This is a genomic window from Niveispirillum sp., assembly GCF_017996735.1.
Classification (GTDB): Bacteria; Pseudomonadota; Alphaproteobacteria; order Azospirillales; family Azospirillaceae; genus Niveispirillum.
In genome coordinates, this window is record NZ_JAGOGJ010000036.1 from 1 (window position 1) to 21,340 (window position 21,340).

Sequence of the window (21,340 nt, forward strand, 5' to 3'; positions counted from 1 at the left end):
AGATGTCTATAAGAGACATGCACGCGGCAGATGGGCTGGCCCGTGGCCGGGTTGACGACGCTGTCGATGCCATAGGTCCAGCGCTGTGCGATGCGGTTGTTATAGGCCGCCTGGTCATAGGTGTTGCGACCCAGTTGGCCGGTGACACTCCAGGCCCAGGTGCCGCCCAGGCTGCCCTCCGCACCAAAGCTGGCGCGGCGCGCCTTGGTCGTCGTCTCGAAGATGGAACTGCCATCCTCCACATTGTAGCGGCCGAAATTGAACCTGCTCAGGCCCAGGGCCGCCATGGCCGTCTTGACCGAACGGTCAAGGAAGGCATTGTCGCTGTTGATGACCAGCGTGCCGGTATCGGGGTTGGGCACCAGATCCGATTTGGCATGCACTTCCGAATAGAGCATGTCGGCGAACAGGCTGACATTCTCGGTCAGTTCGAAATCCACGCGGCCATAGGCGCTCTTGCGCTCGATCTTCGGCAGCAAATTGCCGCCATCCACCGCCTGATCGCCGTTGCCGCCGCCCTGCATATAGGTGGTGCCGACATTGGTACCGTACTGGAACGGCATCGGCACGCCGTTGGGCCCGAACTGCACGCCGGTGCCCGGCGCAAAACCCAACTGCGCCGCCAGATTGCGGGCCACGGTAAGGCTGCCATTGGTGAAACCCACCACACCGCCCGGCGTCATCTGCGAAAAGACGCCGTCATTGACGATCAGCAGGCGCGGCTGGCCGTTGGTGGCCGTATAGGTGGGGTTGGTGAGCTGCACCGTGTGGTCGTCGCCCCAAGGGCGGCTGGCCTGGCTGGTCTGCCCGGAATTATGCATATAATCGCCGGCAACCGACGCATGCAGCTTGCCATCCAGGAACCCGTGGCCAAGGGCAAAATTGACGGTGGGGCGGCGGAAATCGCCATAATCCGACACGCCGTAGGAGATATCGGCCTTGGCGCCCTCGAACTGCTTATCCAGCACGAAGTTGACCACGCCGGCCACGGCGTCGGAACCATAGGCGGCCGACGCGCCGCCGGTCACGATCTCCACGCTCTTGATCAGGGCGACGGGGATGATGTTGGTGTCGATGGTGCCGCCCGGATCGGTCACGCCCACCCGGCTGCCATTCATCAGTACCAGTGTGCGCTGGGTGCCCAGGCCGCGCAGATCGGCGTTCGACGCCCCGATGGGCTCGCTCGACTTGCCGATATTCTGATTGACCTTCAACTGCGGGACTTCCTGCAGAAGGTCGGAAACCGTCGTGATCGCCTTGTCCTGCAACTCGGCCGCACCGACAGAGGTCAGGGGCGTGGGCGCCGTGAAACCGGAAATACGCGTGCCGGTGACGACGATCTCTTCCAGTTCCAGTTCCTGCGCGACACCCGTCTGCGGGGCCAGCGCTGCGACGCCAAGGGCGATCAGGCTGACCGAACCATATTTCGACACATGCTTAAGGGAACCGCGACGCAGCTCTTGAATCATCTGTTCCTCCCTGGCCGGACAGTTTCCGTCCGGCTTATGTATTGTTTGTTAATTTCATATTGAATTCTATCATGACGAAGATCCAATGCTACTCTCGGCATGACCGATACCGTTCCGGCATCAAACCCTGACCCGCCAAAACGGTTCGGCGGGGATCATTCGTCAGAAGAAGCAGAGCCGCAGCGCCGCGTCGGAGATGCGGCGGCGCGTGGCGGCATCGGGTACCAGTTCATGGAACAGGGAAACGGTATCGGCGTAGGATACGCCCCCTTCCTTGCCCACGAAGGGGGCGTCGCTGCCCCAGAGCAGGCGGTCGCCGCCCGCTTCCGACAGCAGCCGTGCCGCCGCCGCCTGACGCAGCGCGGGGTCCAGCCGGAACCCGGCGGAGATTTTCACCCAGGTACGTCCCGTCGCCACGGCGCGCAGGATGGATTTGAACCCTTCCCCCTCCATGCCGTCGGGGGCGCGCAGCAGGCCGAAATGATCGACGACGACATTGATGCCGTGTGCCATCAGCACCGGCAGGACCAAAGCCTGCTGATCGGCACTGGCGTTCAGTTCGACATGCATGCCGCAATCGGCCAGACGGTTCAGGAACTTGGCATAGCGGAAGCTGGCCAGGTCCGGCGGCGCGGCATCCAGCTTCCATTGCATGCGCACGCCGACCACGCCCTGATCGGCCAGTTCCCGGATCGATGCCGCATCCGTCTCCGGCTCCAGCATGACGGTGGCGCGCAGGCGCCTGTACCGGGCCAGCGAGGCCAGCGTATAGTCGTTGTAATCACCATACAGGCTGGCGGCGGTGACGATGCCGAAGGCGATGCCGTGCCGGTCGAGATCGGCCACGAAGTCCTCGGCCGTATACTCATATTCCGGCCGGGTCCAGGCATCCTCCCGGAACGGCATGCGCCGCGTCATGATATGGGCGTGCGCATCGACGATGGGTGGGTCGATCTGCATTTCCTACAGCGCTCCCCGCTGGAACAGGCTGCGGGCGGTGGCGCGCAGGTAGAAACGGCGTTCATCCGGGGTCAGCAGGAAGGCCGAGGCACGCGCCTGCGCCGCCATGCCGTCGTAACTGTCGGGCGTGTTGCCCACGTCAGAGCCCCACATGATATGGTCGGCCCCCATAATGTCCGCCGCCCGCCGGACAAAGGCCGCGTGATCGACCCCGGCCTTGTCGAACATCTGGAAATTGATGGTGGTCAGCTTGAAATAGACATTGCGGAACCGGCGCATGGAAACCAGTTCTGGCACCAGCCCCAGCGATCCCGGCTCCCCCCCGCCCGGCCAGCCGAAATGGTCCAGGGCGATGCGCAGCCGCGGGAAGCGGCAGGCCAGACCGGCGATGCGCTCCAGGGCCGCCGCCGACGGCACGCCCGGCGCATACATGATCACCATGGTCAGGCCGTGCCGGTCGGCCGCCTGCCAGCTTTTCAGCGCCGCCTCGCTGTCCAGCCAGGGATAATGGCCATCGGCATCGGGATATCCGAACAGGCGCAAGCCCACGATCCCGTGGTCGGCCACCATCCGGTCGATCGTCGCGGGGCTTTCCGGGTCCTGCGCATCCAGCATGACGACGGCGGAGAAATGGCCCGGATGGGCATCCGCCATGTCCAGCAGATAGCGGTTATCCTTCTTGTAGATCGTGTTGTACTGCACGGCGGCACCGCCCACGATGCCCGCCGCCTCCCACCGTCGCAGCAGCCGTTCCCCCGTCATCGGGTCGGCGGCGATGCGCCGGCGAAGGTTCTCTTCCCCCTCCCTGGCGTTGCGCGTATCCGTGGGATAGCGCGTCTCGTCGGTGGTGAAGACATGCGCGTGGGAATCGTACAGCGGTTCCCTGCTGGTTGCCTGGCCCATGCTGTCCCCCTTACACCGACGCAGCCTGTGGCGCACTGGGCTTGATCGCCCGGCCCAGCACCAGCAGGGCCACGGCGGGGATCACGCTCAGCGTCGCGAAGAACACGAAGGTGGCGCCACGGCCGATATCCGCATCCAGCAGCAAGCCGCCGATGAAGGGGCCGATGACGGCGCCGGCCCGGCCGATGCCAACCACGAACCCGACACCGAAACTGCGCAGATGCAGCGGATAATGGGCGATGGTGGTCAGGAACACACCGGTATAGGAGCCGACCGTGAAGAAGGTCAGCGAACAGGCCAGCGCGATCATCACCGGCGCACTGGCCTGCACATTGCCGAACAGCACCAGAACGCAGCCCATGACCAGGAAGAAGATGGCGGTCAACCGCCCTTCGCCCACCCGCTTGGCCAGCATCCCGACCACGATATGGCCGACCGACCCGCAGATACCCTGCGCCACACCGGCAAAGCTCGCCTGTGTCGGCGTCAGTCCGGCATCCACCAGGACCGTCGGCTTCCAGTTCAGCAGGAAATAGCCGACCACGGCATAGACGAAGGACGCCGTCCACATCAGCAGGGACAGGCGCCGGACATCACTGGACAGCAGCGCCATCGCCCGGTTTTCCTTGCGCTCTGTGCGCGGCGGCGGGGGCGGCAGTTCCGACAGGGTCGGCTGGCCCAGGCCGGTCAGGATCTTGTTGAGGCGTGGCAGGGCATTGCGGGGCCGCGCCGACAGAAGATAGGCTGGGGATTCCCACATGAACAGGGTCAGCACGGCCAGCAGCACGATATTGATGGCGGCACCGACCACAAATACCGACCGCCAGCCGTATGGCTCCAGCAACAGGCCGGTGACGGCGCCGCTGATGGTCATGCCGATGCTGAAGCCGGTATGCAGCAGCGACAGCATCAGATTGCGGCGATCATCATTGGCGAATTCGGAGACCAGCACATTCAGGCTGACCACCAGCATGCCCAGCCCGACGCCCATCAGGAATTTCAGGAAGGTCAGCATCTCCATGGAATGGGCCATGGCCGACAGGGCATGGGAAATGGTGATGCCGGCCAATGCCACGAAGGTCACACCGCGCCGCCCGATGCGTTCGGCGATGGGTGCGGCCGCGAAGGCGCCGAAGGCCAGCCCCAGGGAGCCCATGGAGAACAGGATACCCAGCGCGGTGCGCGGCGCACCCCATTCGGCGGTGAACAGCGGCGCCGTATAGGCCGCCGACATCATGTCGTAGCCTTCGGTGATGTTGATCAGGCAGCACAACGCGATGATCACATATTGCCGCGTGCGCATCGGCATCTTGGCGATGACGTCCAAGGGACTGGCCGGCATGCTCGTTTCTCCCTGAATTCCGACTTTTCGTCGTTATGGTAGGCTGTTCACTCGGCAGCGGCGGACCGTGCCTGCCGTGGCTCGTCCAGCCCGACCAGACGGGCGGCGTTGGTGCTGATCATCTTGCGGATGTCATCGTCGGAATAACCCAGTTCGATGCACATGCCGATGACATGGCGGAAACCCTCCACCGGACTGGGATTGCCCACCTGACCCAGGTCGGACCCGATGATGGTGCTGTCCACGCCGCCGGCCTTGATCACCACATCCAGGCTTTCCAGCGTGTAATGCTTGCCCTGCACCCCCGCCCACATGCAGCAGGAGTGCTCCAGATAGGCACCCATGGCGGCCAGTTCCTTCATGTCGGCCGCGTTGCAGTCGATCAGGAAGGTGGGATGGTTGACCATCAGCCGCTTCACGCCGCGCTTCTTGGCCTCGGCGAACAGCGGCCAGATCTCGCTGATATGCAGATGGCCAGCCGACAGGATGGCGTCGTAATCGGCGATCTGGTCCAGGATCACCTTGACCTCGTCCAGAAGCGCCCCCTTCGCATCAACGACGCTCAGCGCCGTGGGCGGCAGCATCTTTTCCTTGGTGGGCAGGAACTGACGCCGATGCGAATGGCGGATATGGTTGGCGGCGGAGAAGGTCGGCATCCAGACCAGCCGCGCGCCCAGCTTGAACCCATGCTCCACAGCATAGGGGTTCAACCCGCCCGACGTATTGTTCAGTGGCACACCCGTCAGAAGCTCGATCTTCGGCTTCATCGTCTCCTTCAGAAGCTCGGCCACCGGCGTGACGGAATAATAGTGATCCTTGAACAGGATGGCGCGCAGGCCGGCGGCCTCCGCCTCATGGATGGCCTGCACATGGTTCAGGCTGCGGGGCATGACCGAGGGGCCGCTATGGCAATGCAGGTCAATCGCGCCGATCAGCAGATCATCAATCCTGCGATCCGTCATCATTTCCTCCCGTTTCGAAAAGGCGCCGCCTTGGCAAGCGGTTCTTCGGTGTTGGTCAGAGTTCAGGGGCCGGATAATCGGCCGCATTCAGCACCCAGCCTTCCCGCGCGGAGAAGTCCCGGCGGGGCGGGCAGAACACATCCAGCAGGCGGTTCAAGCCGTCCGCCACCCCTTGCGATGTATGGATGGCCGGCGGCGGGATCACCGCAACCGAGGGGCTGGCGCAAAACTCGTGCTGGTCATCCAGCCAATGCGCGCTGTTGCCCGTCCAGGGCCAGCGCAGATGGTGGATGAAGTCGCCGGCGGTGGCGACGGAATATTGTTCGAAATCATCATGATGATGGGGTGACAGGTCGGCCGGGTCGCGGGGACCGGGCCGGCCGCTGGTCAGGTTCACCATGATGGTCGAACAGCGGTACAGCCGCCCGAACCGCCCCTGCTGTGCCGGCACATCGCCGGAATAGACCCGGATGCGGAACCCGCCGACCGGGTCGGGCCAGGCCTGAAATTCCGGCACGTTGGGGTCGGGCGTGGCATAATCGCCGGCATTGGCGCAACGCTCCGCCAGATCGGTGGACCGCACCGTGATCAGCCGGTAAACGTCCCCCTGCCCCAGCGCCTTCACAACGCTGTCGCCCGGTGGCACAAAGGCCACGCAGGGGCCGTGGGCGATCTCCGTCTGATCGCCGGCCGTGATCTCCACCGACAGGCCGGCATCGGACAGCACGACGGCATATTCATCGACCTGGGCCGCCCGCGACAATACAGCACCAGCAGACACACGGCTGTAGGCGACGATCAGATTTTGCCCGCGTGCCAGCCAGGTGCGGGCCAAAGGCCCTTCCTCCACCGGGGTTTCCGCGTAGAATCGCCCATAGGATGCGGGTTTGAAGGGGGTCGTGGCAGGCCTTACCGCCACCGGCGCCAATGCAGCCCGCAAGTCGTTCTTTCCGTACACGCCGCCTCCCGGACACTAATTCTTTCTATTCCGGCATTTGCCGATTGGGCCAGTAGGAAGGTAATGCAGGCTTGCGTCTAATTCTTTTTGGTCCGCCGATTGATGCCGTCACGGCATTGGTTCTCCAGCCAACCGCTCCGATACCGCATCGTTATCGGACAAGGCCGTAATCAGCATTTGATTCCGACCCCGCCTTTGCATTGGATGGACGGGAGGCAGACGTCCCCGGCAGAGAGCGGCGTCGCCCATCGGGAGGTGCCTTGTGATCAACAGCCTAATCAAGCGGCGCCTGGAGAATGACGAGCCGGTCTTCGGCACCTTCGTCAAATTCGCCTCGCCAAACCTTGTCGAGATGATCGGACTCTCCGGTTTCGACTTCATCATCATCGACAGTGAACATGCCAATCTCACGCATGGCGAGATCGAGGAACTGATCCGCGCCGCCCAGTTGGTGGGCATGGCCGCCATCGTCCGCACCGCCGATGCCGGGGAAGCCAATATCCTGCACGCGCTGGACAGCGGTGCCAGCGGCATCCAGGTGCCGTCCCTGTCTTCGGCCGAGGAGGCGCGCGCCGTGGTCCGCCGCGCCAAATACCATCCCATCGGTGAACGCGGCTGGGCCCCCGGCTGCCGCGCCGGCGATTACGCCTTCACCCCGCCCAAGACCTATATCGAGCGGGCGAACCGCGACACGACCGTCGCCGTCCATGTCGAAAATGCCCGCATGGCCGCCGATATCGAGGCGTTGTGTCAGGTGGATCATCTGGACGTGGCCTTCATCGGCACCGGCGATCTCAGCCAGTCGCTGGGTTATCCCGGCGAGGCGGAGCATCCAGAGGTGCAGAAGGTCGTTGACCGTGTGATCGACGCCTGTAAACGCGCCGGCAAACATTTCGGCATGGTGGCCAGCAATCCCGACGCCCTGAAACAGGCGGTCGAGCGGGGGTCCCGCTACATCGCCTGGCAATCCGACATGGTCATGTACAAGAACGCGCTGAAAAGTGCGGCGGACCGGTTCGCCCCCTTCCGCGCCAACAGACAAGAGGTCTGAAGTGCCGACATCCGATATGCAAACGGGGGCATCCGCTTCCCGTATCGATCTCGCACGCCTGCTGCGTCCCCGCTCCATCGCCATCGCCGGTGCGTCGCCGGAGCCGGCATCGGTGGGCGGCGTCATCTTGAAGAATATTGCAGGCTCCGGCTTCAATGGCCCCCTGCATCTGGTCAGCCCGACACGGGCGGAGATCAATGGCATCCCCTGCCTGCCGTCGATCCAGGCCCTGCCGCAGGGTGTGGATGTGGCCGTGCTGAACGTGCCGCGCAAGGCGGTGAAGGAGGCTATCGAGGCCTGTATCGAACGCGGCGTGGGCGGCGCCGTCGTCTTTGCCGCCGGCTTCCGGGAAGCCGGTGAGGAAGGAGCGCAGGAGCAGGAGGAGATCGCCCGGATCTGTCGCGACGGCGGTCTGGCCCTGCTGGGCCCCAACTGCATGGGCTTTGCCAATTACATCAGCGGTGCCGCGCTCAGCTTTGAATCGCTGGAATTCCAGCCGGCGGCGGACGGCCCGCATATGGGGGTCATCGCGCAGAGCGGCGCCATGGCGTCCAACATCCGTTCCGCCCTGCTGGCGCGCGGCATCCGCATCTCGCATGTGGTCTCCACCGGCAACGAGGCCGTGGTGCGCGTCGACCATGTCATCCGCCATCTGGTGGAGGAAGGGGCGAACCTGATCGCCGTCTATGTCGAGCAGATCCGCGATCCCGCCGCCTTCCTGGACGCCGCCCGCATGGCGCGGCAGGCGGGCCGGCCCATCATCATGGTCCATCCGGGGTCCAGCGCATCGGGCCGCGCCGCCGCCCAGTCCCATACCGGCGCCATGCTGGGCGATTACGCCACCATGAAAGCGGCGGTGGAGGATGAAGGCGTGGTCCTGGTGGAAACCATGGACGAGCTGTTCGACACCGCGGCCATCCTCTACCGTTTCCCCGCCCCCAGCCAGGGCGCCATGGGCATCGTCACCAATTCCGGCGCCGTGCGCGGCATCAGCCTGGATTTCTGCGAGAAGGTGGGGCTGCCGGTCGCGGCGTTGGGTGAGGAGACGCTGGACGCTCTGCGGGAGATGCTGCCCCCGCAATGCGAGGCGTCGAACCCGCTGGATGTCGGTATCGCCGGCTTTTCCGACGCATCGGTCTTTGCCAAGACCACCAACGCCATGATGACCGACCCCGCTGTCGGCGCCGTCCTGCTGGCGCTGGCCGGCGGCGGCCCCTGGCAGCAGCGGGCCAAGTCGGACGTGATCGCGCCGCTGGCCCGCACGGCGCCGAAGCCGGTGGCCCTGGCCATCATCGGCGATGAGGCGCCGCTGGACCCCGGCTGCGTGAAGCCGTTGCGCGACACCGACACGCCCCTGTTCCGGTCCCCCGACCGGGCACTGCGTGCCTTCAGGGCTGTGCGGGACTACGCCGACGCCCTGGCCCGTGTCGGCACCCGCACGCCCCAGCCGCCGCCCGCCCCGAAGCTGCCCCGCCGGGGCCCGCTGCCGGAATATGAGGGCAAGGCGCTGCTGTCGGAATATGGCATCCGGGTGCCCAAGGGTGTGCTGGTCTTCCGCGACGTGGATTCCGCCGTACAACTGGCGGCCTGTTTCGGCTATCCCGTGGCCATGAAGCTTCAGGCCGCCAGCCTGACCCACAAGAGCGACGTCGGCGGCGTCATCCTGGGCATCAAGGATGAGGCGGCCCTGCGCGCCGGCTGGCAGCGCCTGATGGACAGCGCACAGCTTCATATCCCCGAGGGCGGCCTGGACGGCATCCTGATCGAAAAGATGGCCCCCCCCGGCCTGGAACTGGTCCTGGGCGGGCGCAACGATCCGGAATGGGGATCATTTGTGGTCTTCGGCCTGGGTGGTGTATGGGTGGAGGCGCTGGACGCCGTGGAGATGCTGCCGGCCCACGCCAGCCGCGCCCAGGTCCTGGACCGACTGCACCAGATGCGCGGGGCCAAGCTGCTGGGCCCCTTCCGGGGTCAACCGGCCCGCGATGTGGAGGCGGTGGCCGACGCCATCCTGGCCCTGGGCGCCATCCTGCGCACCCATCCGGAAATCAGGGAAGTCGACGTCAACCCATTGACGGTTTTCGCCAGGGGCGAAGGGGTCATGGCGCTTGACGCATTGTTCATCACCGAATGAAAAGGACATCGGACGTGACGACAACCGAAGCCATTGAACGGCCCATCCCCGGCGGCAACGACGTGCTGGTCGAATTCGACGACGGCATCGCCTGGGTACAGTTGAACCGCCCCGCCAAGCGCAACGCCATGAGCGTCGGCCTGGCCAAGGAAATGAACGAGGTGCTGGACGCGCTGGAAACCGACCCGCGCTGTGGCGTGCTGGTCCTGACCGGCGTGGGCGACGCCTTTTCCGCCGGCATGGACCTGAAGGATTTCTTCCGGGCCACCGACGGGCTGGGCGATATCGAACGACACCGCGCCTATCGCTCGACCCGCGCCTGGCAATGGCGCAACCTGATGCATTATGCCAAGCCGACCATTGCCATGGTCAATGGCTGGTGTTTCGGCGGTGCCTTCACCCCCCTGATCGCCTGCGATCTGGCCATCGCCGATGAAAAGGCCGTTTTCGGCCTGTCGGAGATCAATTGGGGCGTCATCCCCGGCGGGGCCGTGTCCAAGGCCATCGCCACCGTCATGGGCGACCGTCAGGCACTCTATTACGTGATGACCGGTGAACAGTTCGACGGCGCCAGGGCCGCCGCCATGGGTCTGGTGAACGAGGCGGTGCCCAAGGACCGGCTGCGCGCCCGCACCACGGAGATTGCCCGCACGCTGCTGGGCAAGAACCCGACCGTGCTGCGTCAGGCCAAGCTGGCCTATAAGTACGCCCGCGAAATGAACTGGGAACAGGCGTCGGAATATCTGACGGCCAAGGTCGACCAGACCAATTTCGTGGACCCGGAAAAAGGCAAGGAACAGGGCCTGAAACAGTTCCTGGACGAAAAGACTTTCCGCCCCGGCATGGGCGCCTACAATCGTCCCGAATAACCTGAGTGGTCATCCCTGATGACCACTCAGGTCGGCGGCGACCGCCGCCGCGCGCCACATGGCGCGTAAGCCAAGCCCACGGATGGGGGCACCGGCGATTGAGGCGAATGAAAAATGAGGGAGAGGTCTTATGAAGCGCCCAAGCGCCAGGAAGGGCAACGAGTTGAAAGCCGTGGTCCCCACCCTGGTGGAACTGACCGACCGCGTGCTGTACGAGGATGTGTGGGAGCGCCCGGGCCTGTCCAAGCGCGACCGCAGTCTCGTCACCATCGCCGCCCTGATTTCCATGTACCGGCCCGAACAATTGCCGGCGCATCTGGGTCTGGCGCTGGATAACGGCCTGACCAAGGAAGAGATCGGTGAGGCCATCGCCCATCTCGCCTTCTACGCCTCCTGGCCGTCGGCCATCTCCGCCAGCCGCAAGTTCCTGGAGGTGGTGGAGGAGCGGGAGGCGAAGGAGAAAGAGGGGTGAGGGTTCGCCTTCTCCCCGCTTTCACCCCCTCCGCCGTCATTCCCGCGAAAGCGGAGATCCAGCGAAACTCTTGGGTACCACCATTGTCACGTTCTCTACCGTCACCCCGACGAAGGCCGGGGCCCAGGTCGTAGAGCAAGGCGCTTGTCACTTGGGCCCCGGCTTGCGCCGGGGTGACGGTGGATATTGTTCCACGGGACAGCGCTAACCGTTCCCACATCCCAAACACGGGTGCGCCCCATGACGAACTTCCTGCTGTCCATCGGCGGCGAGGCCGTGCCCGCCGCGGCGCATTTTCCGGTGATCGACCCCGCCACGGGCGAACCCTTCGCCCTGGCGCCCGATGCCAGCGAAGCGCAACTGGACCTCGCCGTCACGGCCGCCCGCAACGCCTTCGCCATCTGGCGGCATCTGGATGCCCCCGCCCGCACCGCCGCCATGGTCACCTTCGCCGACGCCATCCGCGCGCAAGCCGAGCCGCTGGCCGAACTGCTGACCCGTGAACAGGGCAAGCCGCTGTCCGTGGCCCGGCGCGAGGTGGCCTTTGCCGCCGACCGGATCGCCGGCATGGCCGCGCTGGATATCGGCGGCGGTTATCTGCGGGAGGGGCCATTGGGTCCGGTGCGGCTGGATTATGTGCCCATGGGCGTGGTGGGCGTGATCGCGCCCTGGAACGCGCCTTTGATCCTGGCCATGCAGATGGTGGCCCAGGCGCTGGCCGCTGGTAATGCGGTGGTGGTCAAGCCCTCCCCCTTCACGCCCTTGTCGACGCTGCGCCTGGGCGAACTGGCGGCCCGCACCCTGCCGCCCGGTCTGGTCAATACCTTGTCGGGCGGCAATGATCTGGGCCAGTGGATGACCAATCATCCCGGCATCGACAAGATCGCCTTCGTCGGCTCCACCGCCACCGGCAAGAAGGTGATGGCGGCAGCGTCGGCCAGCCTGAAGCGGGTATCGCTGGAACTGGGCGGCAATGATGCCGCCATCGTGCTGGACGATATCGATGTGACGGAGATCGCGCCGCGCCTGTTCGCCAGCGCCTTCATCAATAGCGGCCAGATCTGCATGGCGGTGAAACGTGTCCTGGTCCAGGCCCCCATCGCCGGTGCCCTGGCCGATGCCCTGGCGGCGGAGGCGCAGAAGGCCCGTGTAGGCGGCGGGTTCGAGCCGGATGTCGAATACGGCCCCGTACAGAACCGGCCGCAGTTCGACAAGGTGCTGGCCATCATCGAGGATGCCCGTGCCCAGGGTGGCACCATTCTGACCGGTGGCCACGCCCTGAACCGCCCCGGCTATTTCATCGCCCCCACCATCGTCACCGGCCTGCGCGAAGGATCGCGGCTGGTGGATGAGGAACAGTTCGGCCCCGTCCTGCCCATCCTGTCCTTCGACAGCGATGAAGAGGCCGTGACCCGCGCCAACGCCACCCGCTTCGGTCTGGGTGCCTCGGTATGGAGCGGCAACCGCGCGCGGGCGGAAGCCCTGGCCAAGCGGCTGGAGGCCGGCACCGTCTGGATCAACGGCCATGGTGGCGCCGCCCCCGACCTGCCCTTCGGCGGCTTCAAGGAATCCGGCATCGGCCGTGGCATGGGCCTGGCCGGCCTGCGCTCCTATGCCGAAATCAGGGTCATGCATGGGGTGGGGGGTTAACGCCCCTTCACCGGCATCGCCGCGATCCGTTCAAACGCGGCCACCTGCTGGTCAGTGTCCAGCACATGCTCCAGCCCCAGTTCGCGGGCCCGTTGCAGCCGGTCGCGACCGCGTTCCAGCAGGTCCGCGTCGAACACGTCGCCCCGGCGGCGCAAAATCTTCCGGGTCTGGTGGGACAGCTTTTCCAGCGCCAGGGCCGTGCGGGCACAATGGAACCGGCGGCAGACCGATGGCCGCCTGTCATGGATCGAACAGCCCTGCGCCGTCAGATAGGTGCAATGGCCGGTAATGGGATCGCGCTTCAGCGCGGCCATGGCCCGGCCAGGATAAAGGGCCGACGCGATCGGTTCCCAGCGATAGAAGGACAGATCGTCCCCCGCCTCGGGATGCAGGATCACCTGATCATTCTTGCAGCATTGAATGCAGCCATCGCAGGGGATGGCGTTCTGATCCACCGGCATGCGGCCTCCAGATCGTTTGTTAATGCTGGATTTAGTTCGATTATGTCACATTTCGGGTGACAGATCGAGAGACCATCACCCAAAACAGCGAGGATCATCGATGCAGGATCTCTCCCAAAACGTGGCCATCGTCACCGGCGCCAGTTCCGGCATCGGGGAGGCCGTCGCCCGCCGTCTGGCCGCTTCCGGCATGAAGGTGGCGCTTGTCGCGCGCAGCCGGGACAAGCTGGCGTCCATCGCGGCGGAAATCAACGGGGCCGGCGGCACGGCCCGCGCCCATGCCGCCGACGTGACGCGCGAGGATCAGGTGGACAGCCTGTTTGACGCGGTACGGGATAGTTTCGGCCCGCCCGACCTGTTGGTCAGTAATGCCGGTATCGCCGACAAAACCCCCCTGGAGGATTTGAGCCTGACGCGCTGGCGCGAGGTGCTGGACGTCAACCTGACCGCCGCCTTCCTGTGCTGCCGCGCCGCCATGCGGATGATGAAGCCACGACGCCGGGGGCGTATCCTGCTGGTCGGCAGCATCTCCGCCCTGGTGCCGCGCGAACATACGGCGGCCTATACGACCACCAAATTCGCCCTGGATGGCCTGACCCGCTCCATCGCCCTGGACGGTCGCGAGCATGGCATCACGGCGGGCATCATCCATCCCGGCTCCACCATCACCAACTTCGTGCCGGGCCTGGACCGGATGAGTGCCGAACAGTCGATGCGCCCCGAACAGGTGGCGGAGCTTATCCAGTGCATCGCCGCGATGCCGCCGGAGGTGAATGTGCTGGAAAGCGTCATCCTGCCCATCGGTCAGCCCTTCCTGGGCCGGGGGTAGACAATAAAAGGCCCGCCAGCTCCCTGGAGCTGGCGGGCTTTTTCATTTCCGCATCCAATCATACACGTGTCAGTAAATCCTGACTTGTCAGGATTTACTGACTTCGGCGGCATGGGCCACCGCCGCGCCCGTCGGCGCGGATGCCAGGGGTCAAAACTTTTGACCCCTGGCATCAGAACTTGAATCGCGCGCCCACCGCATAGGTGCGGCCGATCCGGTCATAGAAGACCGAAGAGGCGTAGCTGGGTGCGGTCACGGCGTTGGGGGTCAGGGGCGGGGCCTTGTTGAACAGATTGTCGATGGCACCGTAAATCTCCACCGCATCGGTCACGGTCACCTTGCCATTGATATCGACATAGGTGCGCGACGGCACGCTGTTGTCAGGAATGTCCACGCCTTCCACATAACCGACATTCAGCTTTCCACCATCGACATAGCGCAGCACGGCGCCCAGGGCGTAAACCCCGGCCGTATAGTCGGTGGACAAGGTACCCCGCCATTTCGGGATGCCACCGGCCGGGCCCAGCGTGCCCGTGCTGCCCACCGTGCCGGCATAGTTGGTGGTGATGCCGTTACTGGTGACCGTCAGTTCATCGATATAGGTGGCCAAGCCCCGGACGGAGATCTTGGCCTCGTCCAGGTCGAAACTGTACATCGCCTCGAAATCCAGACCCTTGGCCGTCGACCGTGCGGCATTGACCAGTGTGGCCTGCACCCGGGTAATCACATTGTTGGCGTCAAAGGTGATGGCAGAGCAGAGATTGTCCTGCTTCACGACCAGGCAGCCATCCACGATCTGCTGACCGGACAGCGACGTGATCGCATCCTTGATCTTGAAGGAAAAATGATCGACGGAGGCACGGAAGCCCGGCAGCCATTCCGGTTGATAGACAACGCCGCCGGTGAAGCTTTTGCTGCGCTCCGGCCGCAGGTTGGGATTGCCGCCCGTCAGTTGCAGCGTGGTCAGCGCGACATTGGTCAGCGGATTGGTGATGGTGTTGAAAAGCTGGTTCTGGCCGGAGAACAGTTCGTTGATGTTCGCCGCCCGGATGTCGCGCGACAGGGTGGCGCGCAGGCGGATATCGTCGACGGGCTGATAATTGGCACCGGCCTTCCAGGTTTCCACCCGACCGCTGGTGGAATAATCGGTGACACGGCCCGCAAGGTTGAGGTCCAGCGACTGCGCCAGGGGCTGGTCGGCCAGCAGCGGCACCACCAGTTCGGTATAGGCTTCCTTGACATTCAGCGAACCGCGCAGCGCCTGCGGATTGACGGTCTTCCAGCCGGACCGTTTGGAGACATCGTCATTGGTGGCGCGGACCTTTTCCCGCCGATATTCCGCACCGGCCGCAATGGACACGTCCCCGGCCCAGGTCGCGAACGGCGAGCCCTCGATATTCACGGCATAGACATCCTGTTCCTGCCGGCTGTCCAGGAAGGCGGTGCCGCCGATATAATCCAGCGCGGCTTGCGAGACGGAACCGGCGCCGAACAGGTTGATGGGCACGCAGGCGCGGATATCGCCATAGGGGTCCTGCGCCGCCGTCGGGTTGGGATTGTTCAACAGCGCGCGGCAGACGGGCTGACCCGTGGCCGGGTTGATAACACTATCCACACCCAGGCTGAAACGGGCATTGTTGCGGTTGTTCCCGTCCTCGCGGTAATAGCGCACCCGGCTGAACTGCCCCGACGCGTCCCAGCGCCAGCCATCACCGAAGCGGCCGTTCACCCCCAGCCCGTAACGCTGTACCTCGTTCTCCACGGTGTTGAAGAACGCCCCCTCCTCCGCGCCGACACGGCCGATGCGGAAATTGTTCTGGTTGTTGGCGACCAGAATACTGCGGATCTGCGATGGCAGGAAGGCATTGTCGCGCTGGATCAGGATACCGGTGGGGCCGTTATCGGTCGATGTCGTGCCGTCAGAGAAGATGTCGGCGCGGGAATAAAGCGCGTCGGCGAAGAAGCTGATATCCTCCGTCGCATCGAAGCTGAGCTTGGCAAAGCCCGTGCCGCGCTCGATCTCCGGAGAGATGTTGGAGGTGTCGGACAGGCTGGCCCCGTCACCACCCGACATGAAGGTGCTGCCGACATAGGTGCCACGGGTGAAGGGCAGGACGGTACCGCCGGGCCCGAACTGAAGATTGCGCAGCGCCGGGATGCTGTTGGACACGGTGACGCCGCCCAGCGTCATCTGGGAAAAACGCGCGTCCGGCGCGATCACCAACCGTGTCTGGCCCGCCGTCGCCGGATAGGCGGGGTTGGTCAGAACGGCATAATTGCCCCGCGCCCAGGGACGCGAAGACTGGTTCAACTGGCCGTCATCCTTGAAATAATCGCCGGCGGCGACAAGGTGGAAGCGGCCGAACGCCTTGCCCACGGCAACCGACGCTGCCGGCTTGTGGTGGTCATCATATTTGGACTGGCTGTACTGGACCGACCCTTTGGCCCCTTCGAACCGGTCGTCCAGGAAGATATTGACCACGCCCGACACCGCGTCCGAACCATAGGCGGCGGACGCACCACCCGTCACGATCTCCAGTCGCTTGATCAGCGCCGCCGGGATTACGTTGACATCGATGCCGCCCGTGGGGTCCGTGGCCGCGAAGCGTCGCCCGTCGACCAGCACCAGCGTGCGGTTCGGACCCAGGCCGCGCAGGTCAAAATTGCTGGCGCCGATGGGCTGGCTGGACTGCCCGGTATTCTGCGCCGGCTTCAGGGCCGGCGTGTCGAACATGATGTCGGCAAGGTTGCGGACGGCCCGCGATTCCAGATCCGCCTGACCGATGGAGGTCACCGGCGTCGGCGCGGTGAAGCCGCTGACGCGCGTGCCGGTGACGATGATTTCCAGCAGTTCCGGTTCTTCAGCCGGGGTTTCCTGTGCGAAAACGCCGGGCGCGGCCAGCATGCCCATCGACAGCGCGCCCAGGGCCACCGTCAATCCCAACCGCCGGCGCCCATCAGCGGACGCAATCAGGGTATCTTCATTGAACCGCATTTCTGCCCTCCCGTTCTGGTCGCGAACCGTTTGCCGGACCGTGCTTTTGCAGCACCTTCCCATAAAGGGTGTGGGGGGCGTCCAATCGTTTAATTGGACCGGATTGATACTCTTGCGGCATGATAGCAAATGACATTATACATTGACGAACACTGATCGTTGGAAACAGGGGAATACATGCGGTTGATCCGAGGCCTGATCCTGGCCGCCATCCTGACCGCATCCGGCGCCGCGCAGGCGGGAGAGCCGCTGACGATCGTGGGCCGCCATGACGTGATGGAGGTTGGCCCCGTCCTGTTCGCGATACAGCAGGCAGGCCCCGGCATTGCCCGCTTCAGCAGCGGCGGGGTGGATAATCTGTTCAAGGTGGACGGGGCAGCCCCCGCCGGCGGCTTCGACCATGCGCCGGGCCGGGCGGACCTGGCGGCACAGGCGGAAACCCAGGCGCTGCGTGCGTCCGTCGCCAATCCCGACCTGCGCATCATCCTGACGGTGACGGAGGGGCTGTACCGGGTCGTGGCCCGGCGGTCGGCCGGCATCACCAGGGCGGAAGACCTGCGGGGCAAGCGCATCGGGGTTTTCGAACGCACATCGGCCGCCTATTTCCTGGACCGGCTGCTGGCGCGGGCCGGTATCGCCGCGCAGGAGGTGGTGCTGGTGCCCCTGCGCCCGCGTGAGATGGAACCGGCCCTGACGGCGCGTCAGGTGGACGCCGTCGCCATCTGGGAACCGGAGAGCGAGCGCAGCCTGATGGCGCTGGGCGATGATGCGGTCAGCCTGTCCGATCCGACCGTCTATCGCGAGTTGTACAATCTGAACACCACGGCCCAGGCGCTGGCCGACCCCGCGCGCCGCGCGCGGATTGTGGATTTCGTGCGCCGGCTGATCACGGCCGCGCGGGTGGCGACGGAGGAGCCGGCGCGGATCTGGCCCCTGGTCGCCGCCTCCAGCGGTTATCCGGAGGCTCTGGTCGCCGCCTCCTGGCATCACCACCGTTTTCCCGCCACCCTGCCCGAGGACATGCTGGACGTCATGGTGGAAGAAGAGCAATGGCTGGCGGCCCAGGCCAGCCGCCCCGCCCGCACCCGCGCGCAACTGGACAGCCTGATCGACCGGTCCGTCCTGCGGGAGGCGATGGCACAGCCGTAACCGCCTTCTACAACTGGCCATGGGACGACACACAGGCGGTGTTTGTTTCCGTCACCCGTTGCGCGACGGTCGCCGATAGATGGCATTCCCGCGCGCCACCGTTCCTTGCCGGCAGATCAGCAGACCATCGACAAAAATCATGCGCCGCGTGGTTTCAATCAGCCGGCATCGGCTTTCGATCCATGTCCCGGCCGGTGCCGGGCGCAGGAAATCCACCGACAGGCTGATGGTCGGCGTGCCCTCTTCCTGACGCGCAAAATTGGCGACATAGCCCAGCGCCAGGTCCAGGACGGTGCCCAGCATCCCGCCATGGCAGCCGCCCAGTTTGTTGCAATGCTTCTCCTCCACCCTGAACCCGATGCGGACCGGTTCTTCCGGATTGCCGGGCATCACCAGCATGGAGAGCGGGCCGACCATCTGGGCAAAATGATCGGCGGTTTCGACCGGCCCCCAGGCGCCGGATGTCATCGGCTCATCATGGATGATGACGTGCATTCCGGGCCTCCTTGCTTCCCAGCCACCCGGCCAGCACGGTTTCACCGTCCCGCGTCTGACCGATATCCGGCGGTGTGCGCGACAGGCGGGGGGCCGGCGCGCAATGGCGTATGCCGTCGATCTCCCGATAGGCGCCGCGCGACGCCATGTGCGGATGGTCCATCACCTCATCCAGGGTCAGGACAGGGGCGAAGCAGGCGTCGGTTCCTTCCAGCAGGGACACCCATTCGGCCCGCGTGCGGGTGGCGAACAGGGCGACCAGACGCAGGCTGCGTGCCGGCCACAACGATGGGTCGTCCTGATCGGCATAAAGGTCGGCGGGCGCCCCCAGACGGTCCAGCAATTCCTTGTAGAAATGCGGCTCCAGGGGCCCGACCGAAATCTCCTTGCCGTCGGCGCAGCGATAGCAGCGATAGAAAGGGGCCGCCCCGCCCAGAACGCTGCGGTCGCGATCCAGCGAGAGATGGCCGGCCGGCACCAGGCCTGAGAACATGGCCATCATGGACGTGACGCCATCGACAATGGCCGCGTCCACCACCTGCCCCCGGCCCGACCGCTCGCGTTCCCACAGGGCCGACACGATGCCCAGCGCCAGGAACAGCGAACCGCCACCGAAATCACCCACAAGGTTGAGCGGCGGTGTGGCCGGCCCGTCCTGCGGGCCGACGGCCGCGAGCGCACCAGTCAGGGCGATATAGTTGATGTCGTGCCCCGCCGCCCTGGCCAGCGGCCCCTCCTGCCCCCATCCCGTCATGCGGCCATAGATCAGGCGGGGGTTGCGGTCGCACAGGACATCCGGCCCCAGACCCAGCCGTTCCATGACACCGGGCCGGAACCCCTCGATCAGCACATCGGCATGCAACGCCGCCTCCAGGCAGCGCTCCCGCCCCGCCGGCGACCGGATATCCAGCGTCAGGTTGGCGCGGCCGCGGTCCATCACCGGGTTGGGCCAGCCATTGCCGCCGGCGCGGTCGATGCGCAGCACCTCCGCCCCCAGGTCCGACAGGAGCATGGCGCAATAGGGGCCGGGGCCGATGCCGGCAAATTCCAGCACACGGACCCCGGCCAGGGGACCCGTGCGTTGCGGCGCCTGTGTCTGTGTCATGCGAACCGGGCCTTCCGTCCTTCCAGGAAGGCGCTGATGCCTTCGGTTGCATGCGGTTCCAGGGAACAGATGGCGATATCCGCCGCCTCCCGCTCCAACTGGGTTTCCAGTTCGCGGGAGGAGGAGGAAAGCAGAAGCCGCTTGGACCGGGCCAGCGCCAGGGTCGGCATGCTGGCCAGCCGCCGGGCGATCCTGTCCGCCTGCGGGCGCAAGTCGGCATCTTCCAGCAGCATCGTCGCCAGACCGGCCGCCACCGCTTCCTCCGCATTCAGGGTCTTGGCCAGGAACAGCATCTCCTGCGCCTTGCGCAGCCCCACAAGCCGGGGCAGCAGGAAGGTGGTGCCGGCATCGGGCGACAGGCCGATGCCGGGATAGGCGACGGTGAAGCTGGCCGACCGGGCGGCCAGCACCACATCGCCCAGGATAGCCAGGCCCAGCCCCGCACCGGCTGCGGGACCATTGACGGCCACGATCACCGGCTTGGACAACGATGCCAGCCGTGCCACCGCCATGTGCAGCGACGCCGTCAGCTTGCGCACAAAATTGCCCAGATTGTCCGACGCGGCGGCAAACGCCCGGACATTACCGCCCACGCAGAACAGGCGCCCCGTGCCGGTCAGCAGCACGGCGCGCACCGCCTTGTCATCCTCCGCCGCATGGGCCAGGTCCAGCAGCCGGTCGGCAAAGGTCTGGTCGATGGCGTTGCCGGCATCAGGATTGTCCAGGATGATCCGGGCCACCCCGTCCTCAACTTCGTATCGGATCGTCTCGGTCATTTCGGGGCCAATCTGATTGCGCCGTCCAGGCGAATGGTCTCGCCGTTCAGCATGGGGTTGCGGATGATGCTTTCCACGAGTTGGGCATATTCGTCGGGCCGTCCCAGGCGGGAGGGGAATGGCGTCTGCCGTCCCAGACTGTCCTGCGCCGCCTGTGGCAGGCCCGCCAGCATCGGCGTCATGAAGATGCCGGGCGCGATGGTCAGGACCCGGATACCCAGGGGCGACAGGTCGCGGGCGATGGGCAGGGTCATGCCCGCCACCCCGGCCTTCGACGCCGCATAGGCGGCCTGCCCGATCTGCCCGTCGAAGGCGGCGACGCTGGCCGTGTTGATGATCACGCCACGTTCCTCCCCCACCGGTTCGGCATCGGCCAGACGGGCCGCGACCTTGGACAGGGCGTTGAAGGTGCCGATCAGGTTGATGTCGATGACCCGGCGGAACAGCTCCAGCGCATGCGGCTGCCCTTCCCGCCCGACCGTCTTGGCCGGCGGGGCGATGCCGGCGCAATTGACCAGGATGCGGGCCTTGCCGTTCTGTTGCTCCGCCGCCAGCACCGCGTCGGCCACCTGGGCATCATCGGTGATGTTGACGGCACGGAAGGTGGCGCCGATCGCCGCCGCCGTGGCCCGCCCCGCCTCTTCATTCAGGTCGAAGAGGGTGACCTTCGCCCCTTCCCGCGCCAGCATGGCGGCCGTGGCCGCCCCAAGGCCGGAGGCACCGCCCGTGACGATGGCCGCATATCCGTTGATCTGCATGT

General features: G+C 65.4%; 19 protein-coding genes. 7 read left to right on the forward strand and 12 right to left on the reverse strand.

Translation table 11 applies throughout. From position 1 onward, the window contains the following. From KBA48_RS13485 to KBA48_RS13510, 6 genes are all read right to left on the reverse strand, one after another. On the reverse strand, positions 1–1,469 hold a 1,469-nt coding region (locus KBA48_RS13485), incomplete at its 3' end, for a TonB-dependent siderophore receptor (RefSeq protein WP_292907143.1). A 162-nt stretch (positions 1,470–1,631) separates the two neighbouring features. Next, positions 1,632–2,429, reverse strand: a complete 798-nt coding sequence (locus KBA48_RS13490; RefSeq protein ID WP_292907145.1) for an amidohydrolase — start codon at positions 2,427–2,429, stop codon at positions 1,632–1,634. 3 nt (positions 2,430–2,432) lie between these two features. Beyond that, on the reverse strand, positions 2,433–3,332 hold the full coding sequence (locus KBA48_RS13495) for an amidohydrolase (protein ID WP_292907147.1): 900 nt from the start codon (positions 3,330–3,332) through the stop codon (positions 2,433–2,435). A 10-nt stretch (positions 3,333–3,342) separates the two neighbouring features. After that, entirely contained in the window at positions 3,343–4,674 is a 1,332-nt protein-coding gene (locus KBA48_RS13500) for an MFS transporter (RefSeq protein WP_292907149.1), read from the reverse strand. A 47-nt stretch (positions 4,675–4,721) separates the two neighbouring features. Further along, a complete protein-coding gene (locus KBA48_RS13505) occupies positions 4,722–5,636 on the reverse strand; it encodes a DUF6282 family protein (protein ID WP_292907151.1) in 915 nt (304 codons plus the stop codon). A gap of 55 nt (positions 5,637–5,691) precedes the next feature. Beyond that, positions 5,692–6,594 (reverse strand): hypothetical protein, encoded by a 903-nt coding sequence (locus KBA48_RS13510; RefSeq protein WP_292907153.1) that lies wholly within the window; start codon positions 6,592–6,594, stop codon positions 5,692–5,694. Between the two features lie 262 nt (positions 6,595–6,856). Between KBA48_RS13510 and KBA48_RS13515 the strand changes: the two genes are divergently transcribed. The 5 genes from KBA48_RS13515 (at position 6,857) to KBA48_RS13535 (ending at position 12,770) form a co-directional block, all read left to right on the forward strand. Next, positions 6,857–7,645: an aldolase/citrate lyase family protein gene (locus KBA48_RS13515; protein ID WP_292907155.1), complete on the forward strand. Its 789-nt coding sequence runs from the start codon at positions 6,857–6,859 to the stop codon at positions 7,643–7,645. A gap of 1 nt (position 7,646) precedes the next feature. Beyond that, positions 7,647–9,779, forward strand: a complete 2,133-nt coding sequence (locus tag KBA48_RS13520) for an acetate--CoA ligase family protein (protein WP_292907157.1) — start codon at positions 7,647–7,649, stop codon at positions 9,777–9,779. A gap of 14 nt (positions 9,780–9,793) precedes the next feature. Then, positions 9,794–10,648, forward strand: a complete 855-nt coding sequence (locus KBA48_RS13525; protein ID WP_292907159.1) for a p-hydroxycinnamoyl CoA hydratase/lyase — start codon at positions 9,794–9,796, stop codon at positions 10,646–10,648. Between the two features lie 130 nt (positions 10,649–10,778). After that, the gene (locus tag KBA48_RS13530) at positions 10,779–11,120 is read left to right on the forward strand and encodes a carboxymuconolactone decarboxylase family protein (protein ID WP_292907161.1); all 342 of its coding nucleotides are present in this window, start codon (positions 10,779–10,781) and stop codon (positions 11,118–11,120) included. 240 nt (positions 11,121–11,360) lie between these two features. Further along, on the forward strand, positions 11,361–12,770 hold the full coding sequence (locus tag KBA48_RS13535) for an aldehyde dehydrogenase family protein (RefSeq protein ID WP_292907163.1): 1,410 nt from the start codon (positions 11,361–11,363) through the stop codon (positions 12,768–12,770). On the opposite strand, the gene KBA48_RS13540 is transcribed toward KBA48_RS13535, so the two are convergent. Next, positions 12,767–13,231, reverse strand: a complete 465-nt coding sequence (locus KBA48_RS13540; protein ID WP_292907165.1) for a YkgJ family cysteine cluster protein — start codon at positions 13,229–13,231, stop codon at positions 12,767–12,769. The two genes, KBA48_RS13535 and KBA48_RS13540, sit on opposite strands and share 4 nt — an antisense overlap. 100 nt (positions 13,232–13,331) lie before the next feature. On the opposite strand from KBA48_RS13540, the gene KBA48_RS13545 reads away from it, so the two are divergent. Beyond that, positions 13,332–14,060 carry an SDR family oxidoreductase gene (locus KBA48_RS13545; RefSeq protein WP_292907167.1) on the forward strand — a complete coding sequence of 243 codons (729 nt, stop codon included), beginning with the start codon at positions 13,332–13,334 and terminating at the stop codon, positions 14,058–14,060. A 172-nt stretch (positions 14,061–14,232) separates the two neighbouring features. On the opposite strand, the gene KBA48_RS13550 is transcribed toward KBA48_RS13545, so the two are convergent. Further along, complete coding sequence (locus KBA48_RS13550) at positions 14,233–17,055, reverse strand: TonB-dependent receptor (RefSeq protein WP_292907169.1); 2,823 nt, start codon at positions 17,053–17,055, stop codon at positions 14,233–14,235. Between the two features lie 177 nt (positions 17,056–17,232). Here KBA48_RS13550 and KBA48_RS13555 point away from each other — a divergent pair, with 177 nt between their 5' ends. Beyond that, a complete protein-coding gene (locus KBA48_RS13555) occupies positions 17,233–18,204 on the forward strand; it encodes an ABC transporter substrate-binding protein (protein WP_292907171.1) in 972 nt (323 codons plus the stop codon). Positions 18,205–18,255: 51 nt separating this feature from the next. On the opposite strand, the gene KBA48_RS13560 is transcribed toward KBA48_RS13555, so the two are convergent. The 4 genes from KBA48_RS13560 to KBA48_RS13575 are packed head-to-tail and all read right to left on the reverse strand — an operon-like array spanning position 18,256 to position 21,338. Then, positions 18,256–18,699 carry a PaaI family thioesterase gene (locus tag KBA48_RS13560; protein WP_292907173.1) on the reverse strand — a complete coding sequence of 148 codons (444 nt, stop codon included), beginning with the start codon at positions 18,697–18,699 and terminating at the stop codon, positions 18,256–18,258. Continuing rightward, positions 18,680–19,804, reverse strand: coding sequence for a CaiB/BaiF CoA-transferase family protein (locus KBA48_RS13565; protein WP_292907175.1), 1,125 nt, complete (start codon positions 19,802–19,804; stop codon positions 18,680–18,682). The genes KBA48_RS13560 and KBA48_RS13565 overlap by 20 nt, the downstream gene beginning before the upstream one ends. Beyond that, the gene (locus KBA48_RS13570) at positions 19,801–20,580 is read right to left on the reverse strand and encodes an enoyl-CoA hydratase-related protein (RefSeq protein ID WP_292907177.1); all 780 of its coding nucleotides are present in this window, start codon (positions 20,578–20,580) and stop codon (positions 19,801–19,803) included. Before KBA48_RS13570 ends, KBA48_RS13565 begins: the two co-directional genes overlap by 4 nt. Next, complete coding sequence (locus KBA48_RS13575) at positions 20,577–21,338, reverse strand: SDR family NAD(P)-dependent oxidoreductase (protein ID WP_292907179.1); 762 nt, start codon at positions 21,336–21,338, stop codon at positions 20,577–20,579. The genes KBA48_RS13570 and KBA48_RS13575 overlap by 4 nt, the downstream gene beginning before the upstream one ends. Positions 21,339–21,340: the final 2 nt, after the last annotated feature.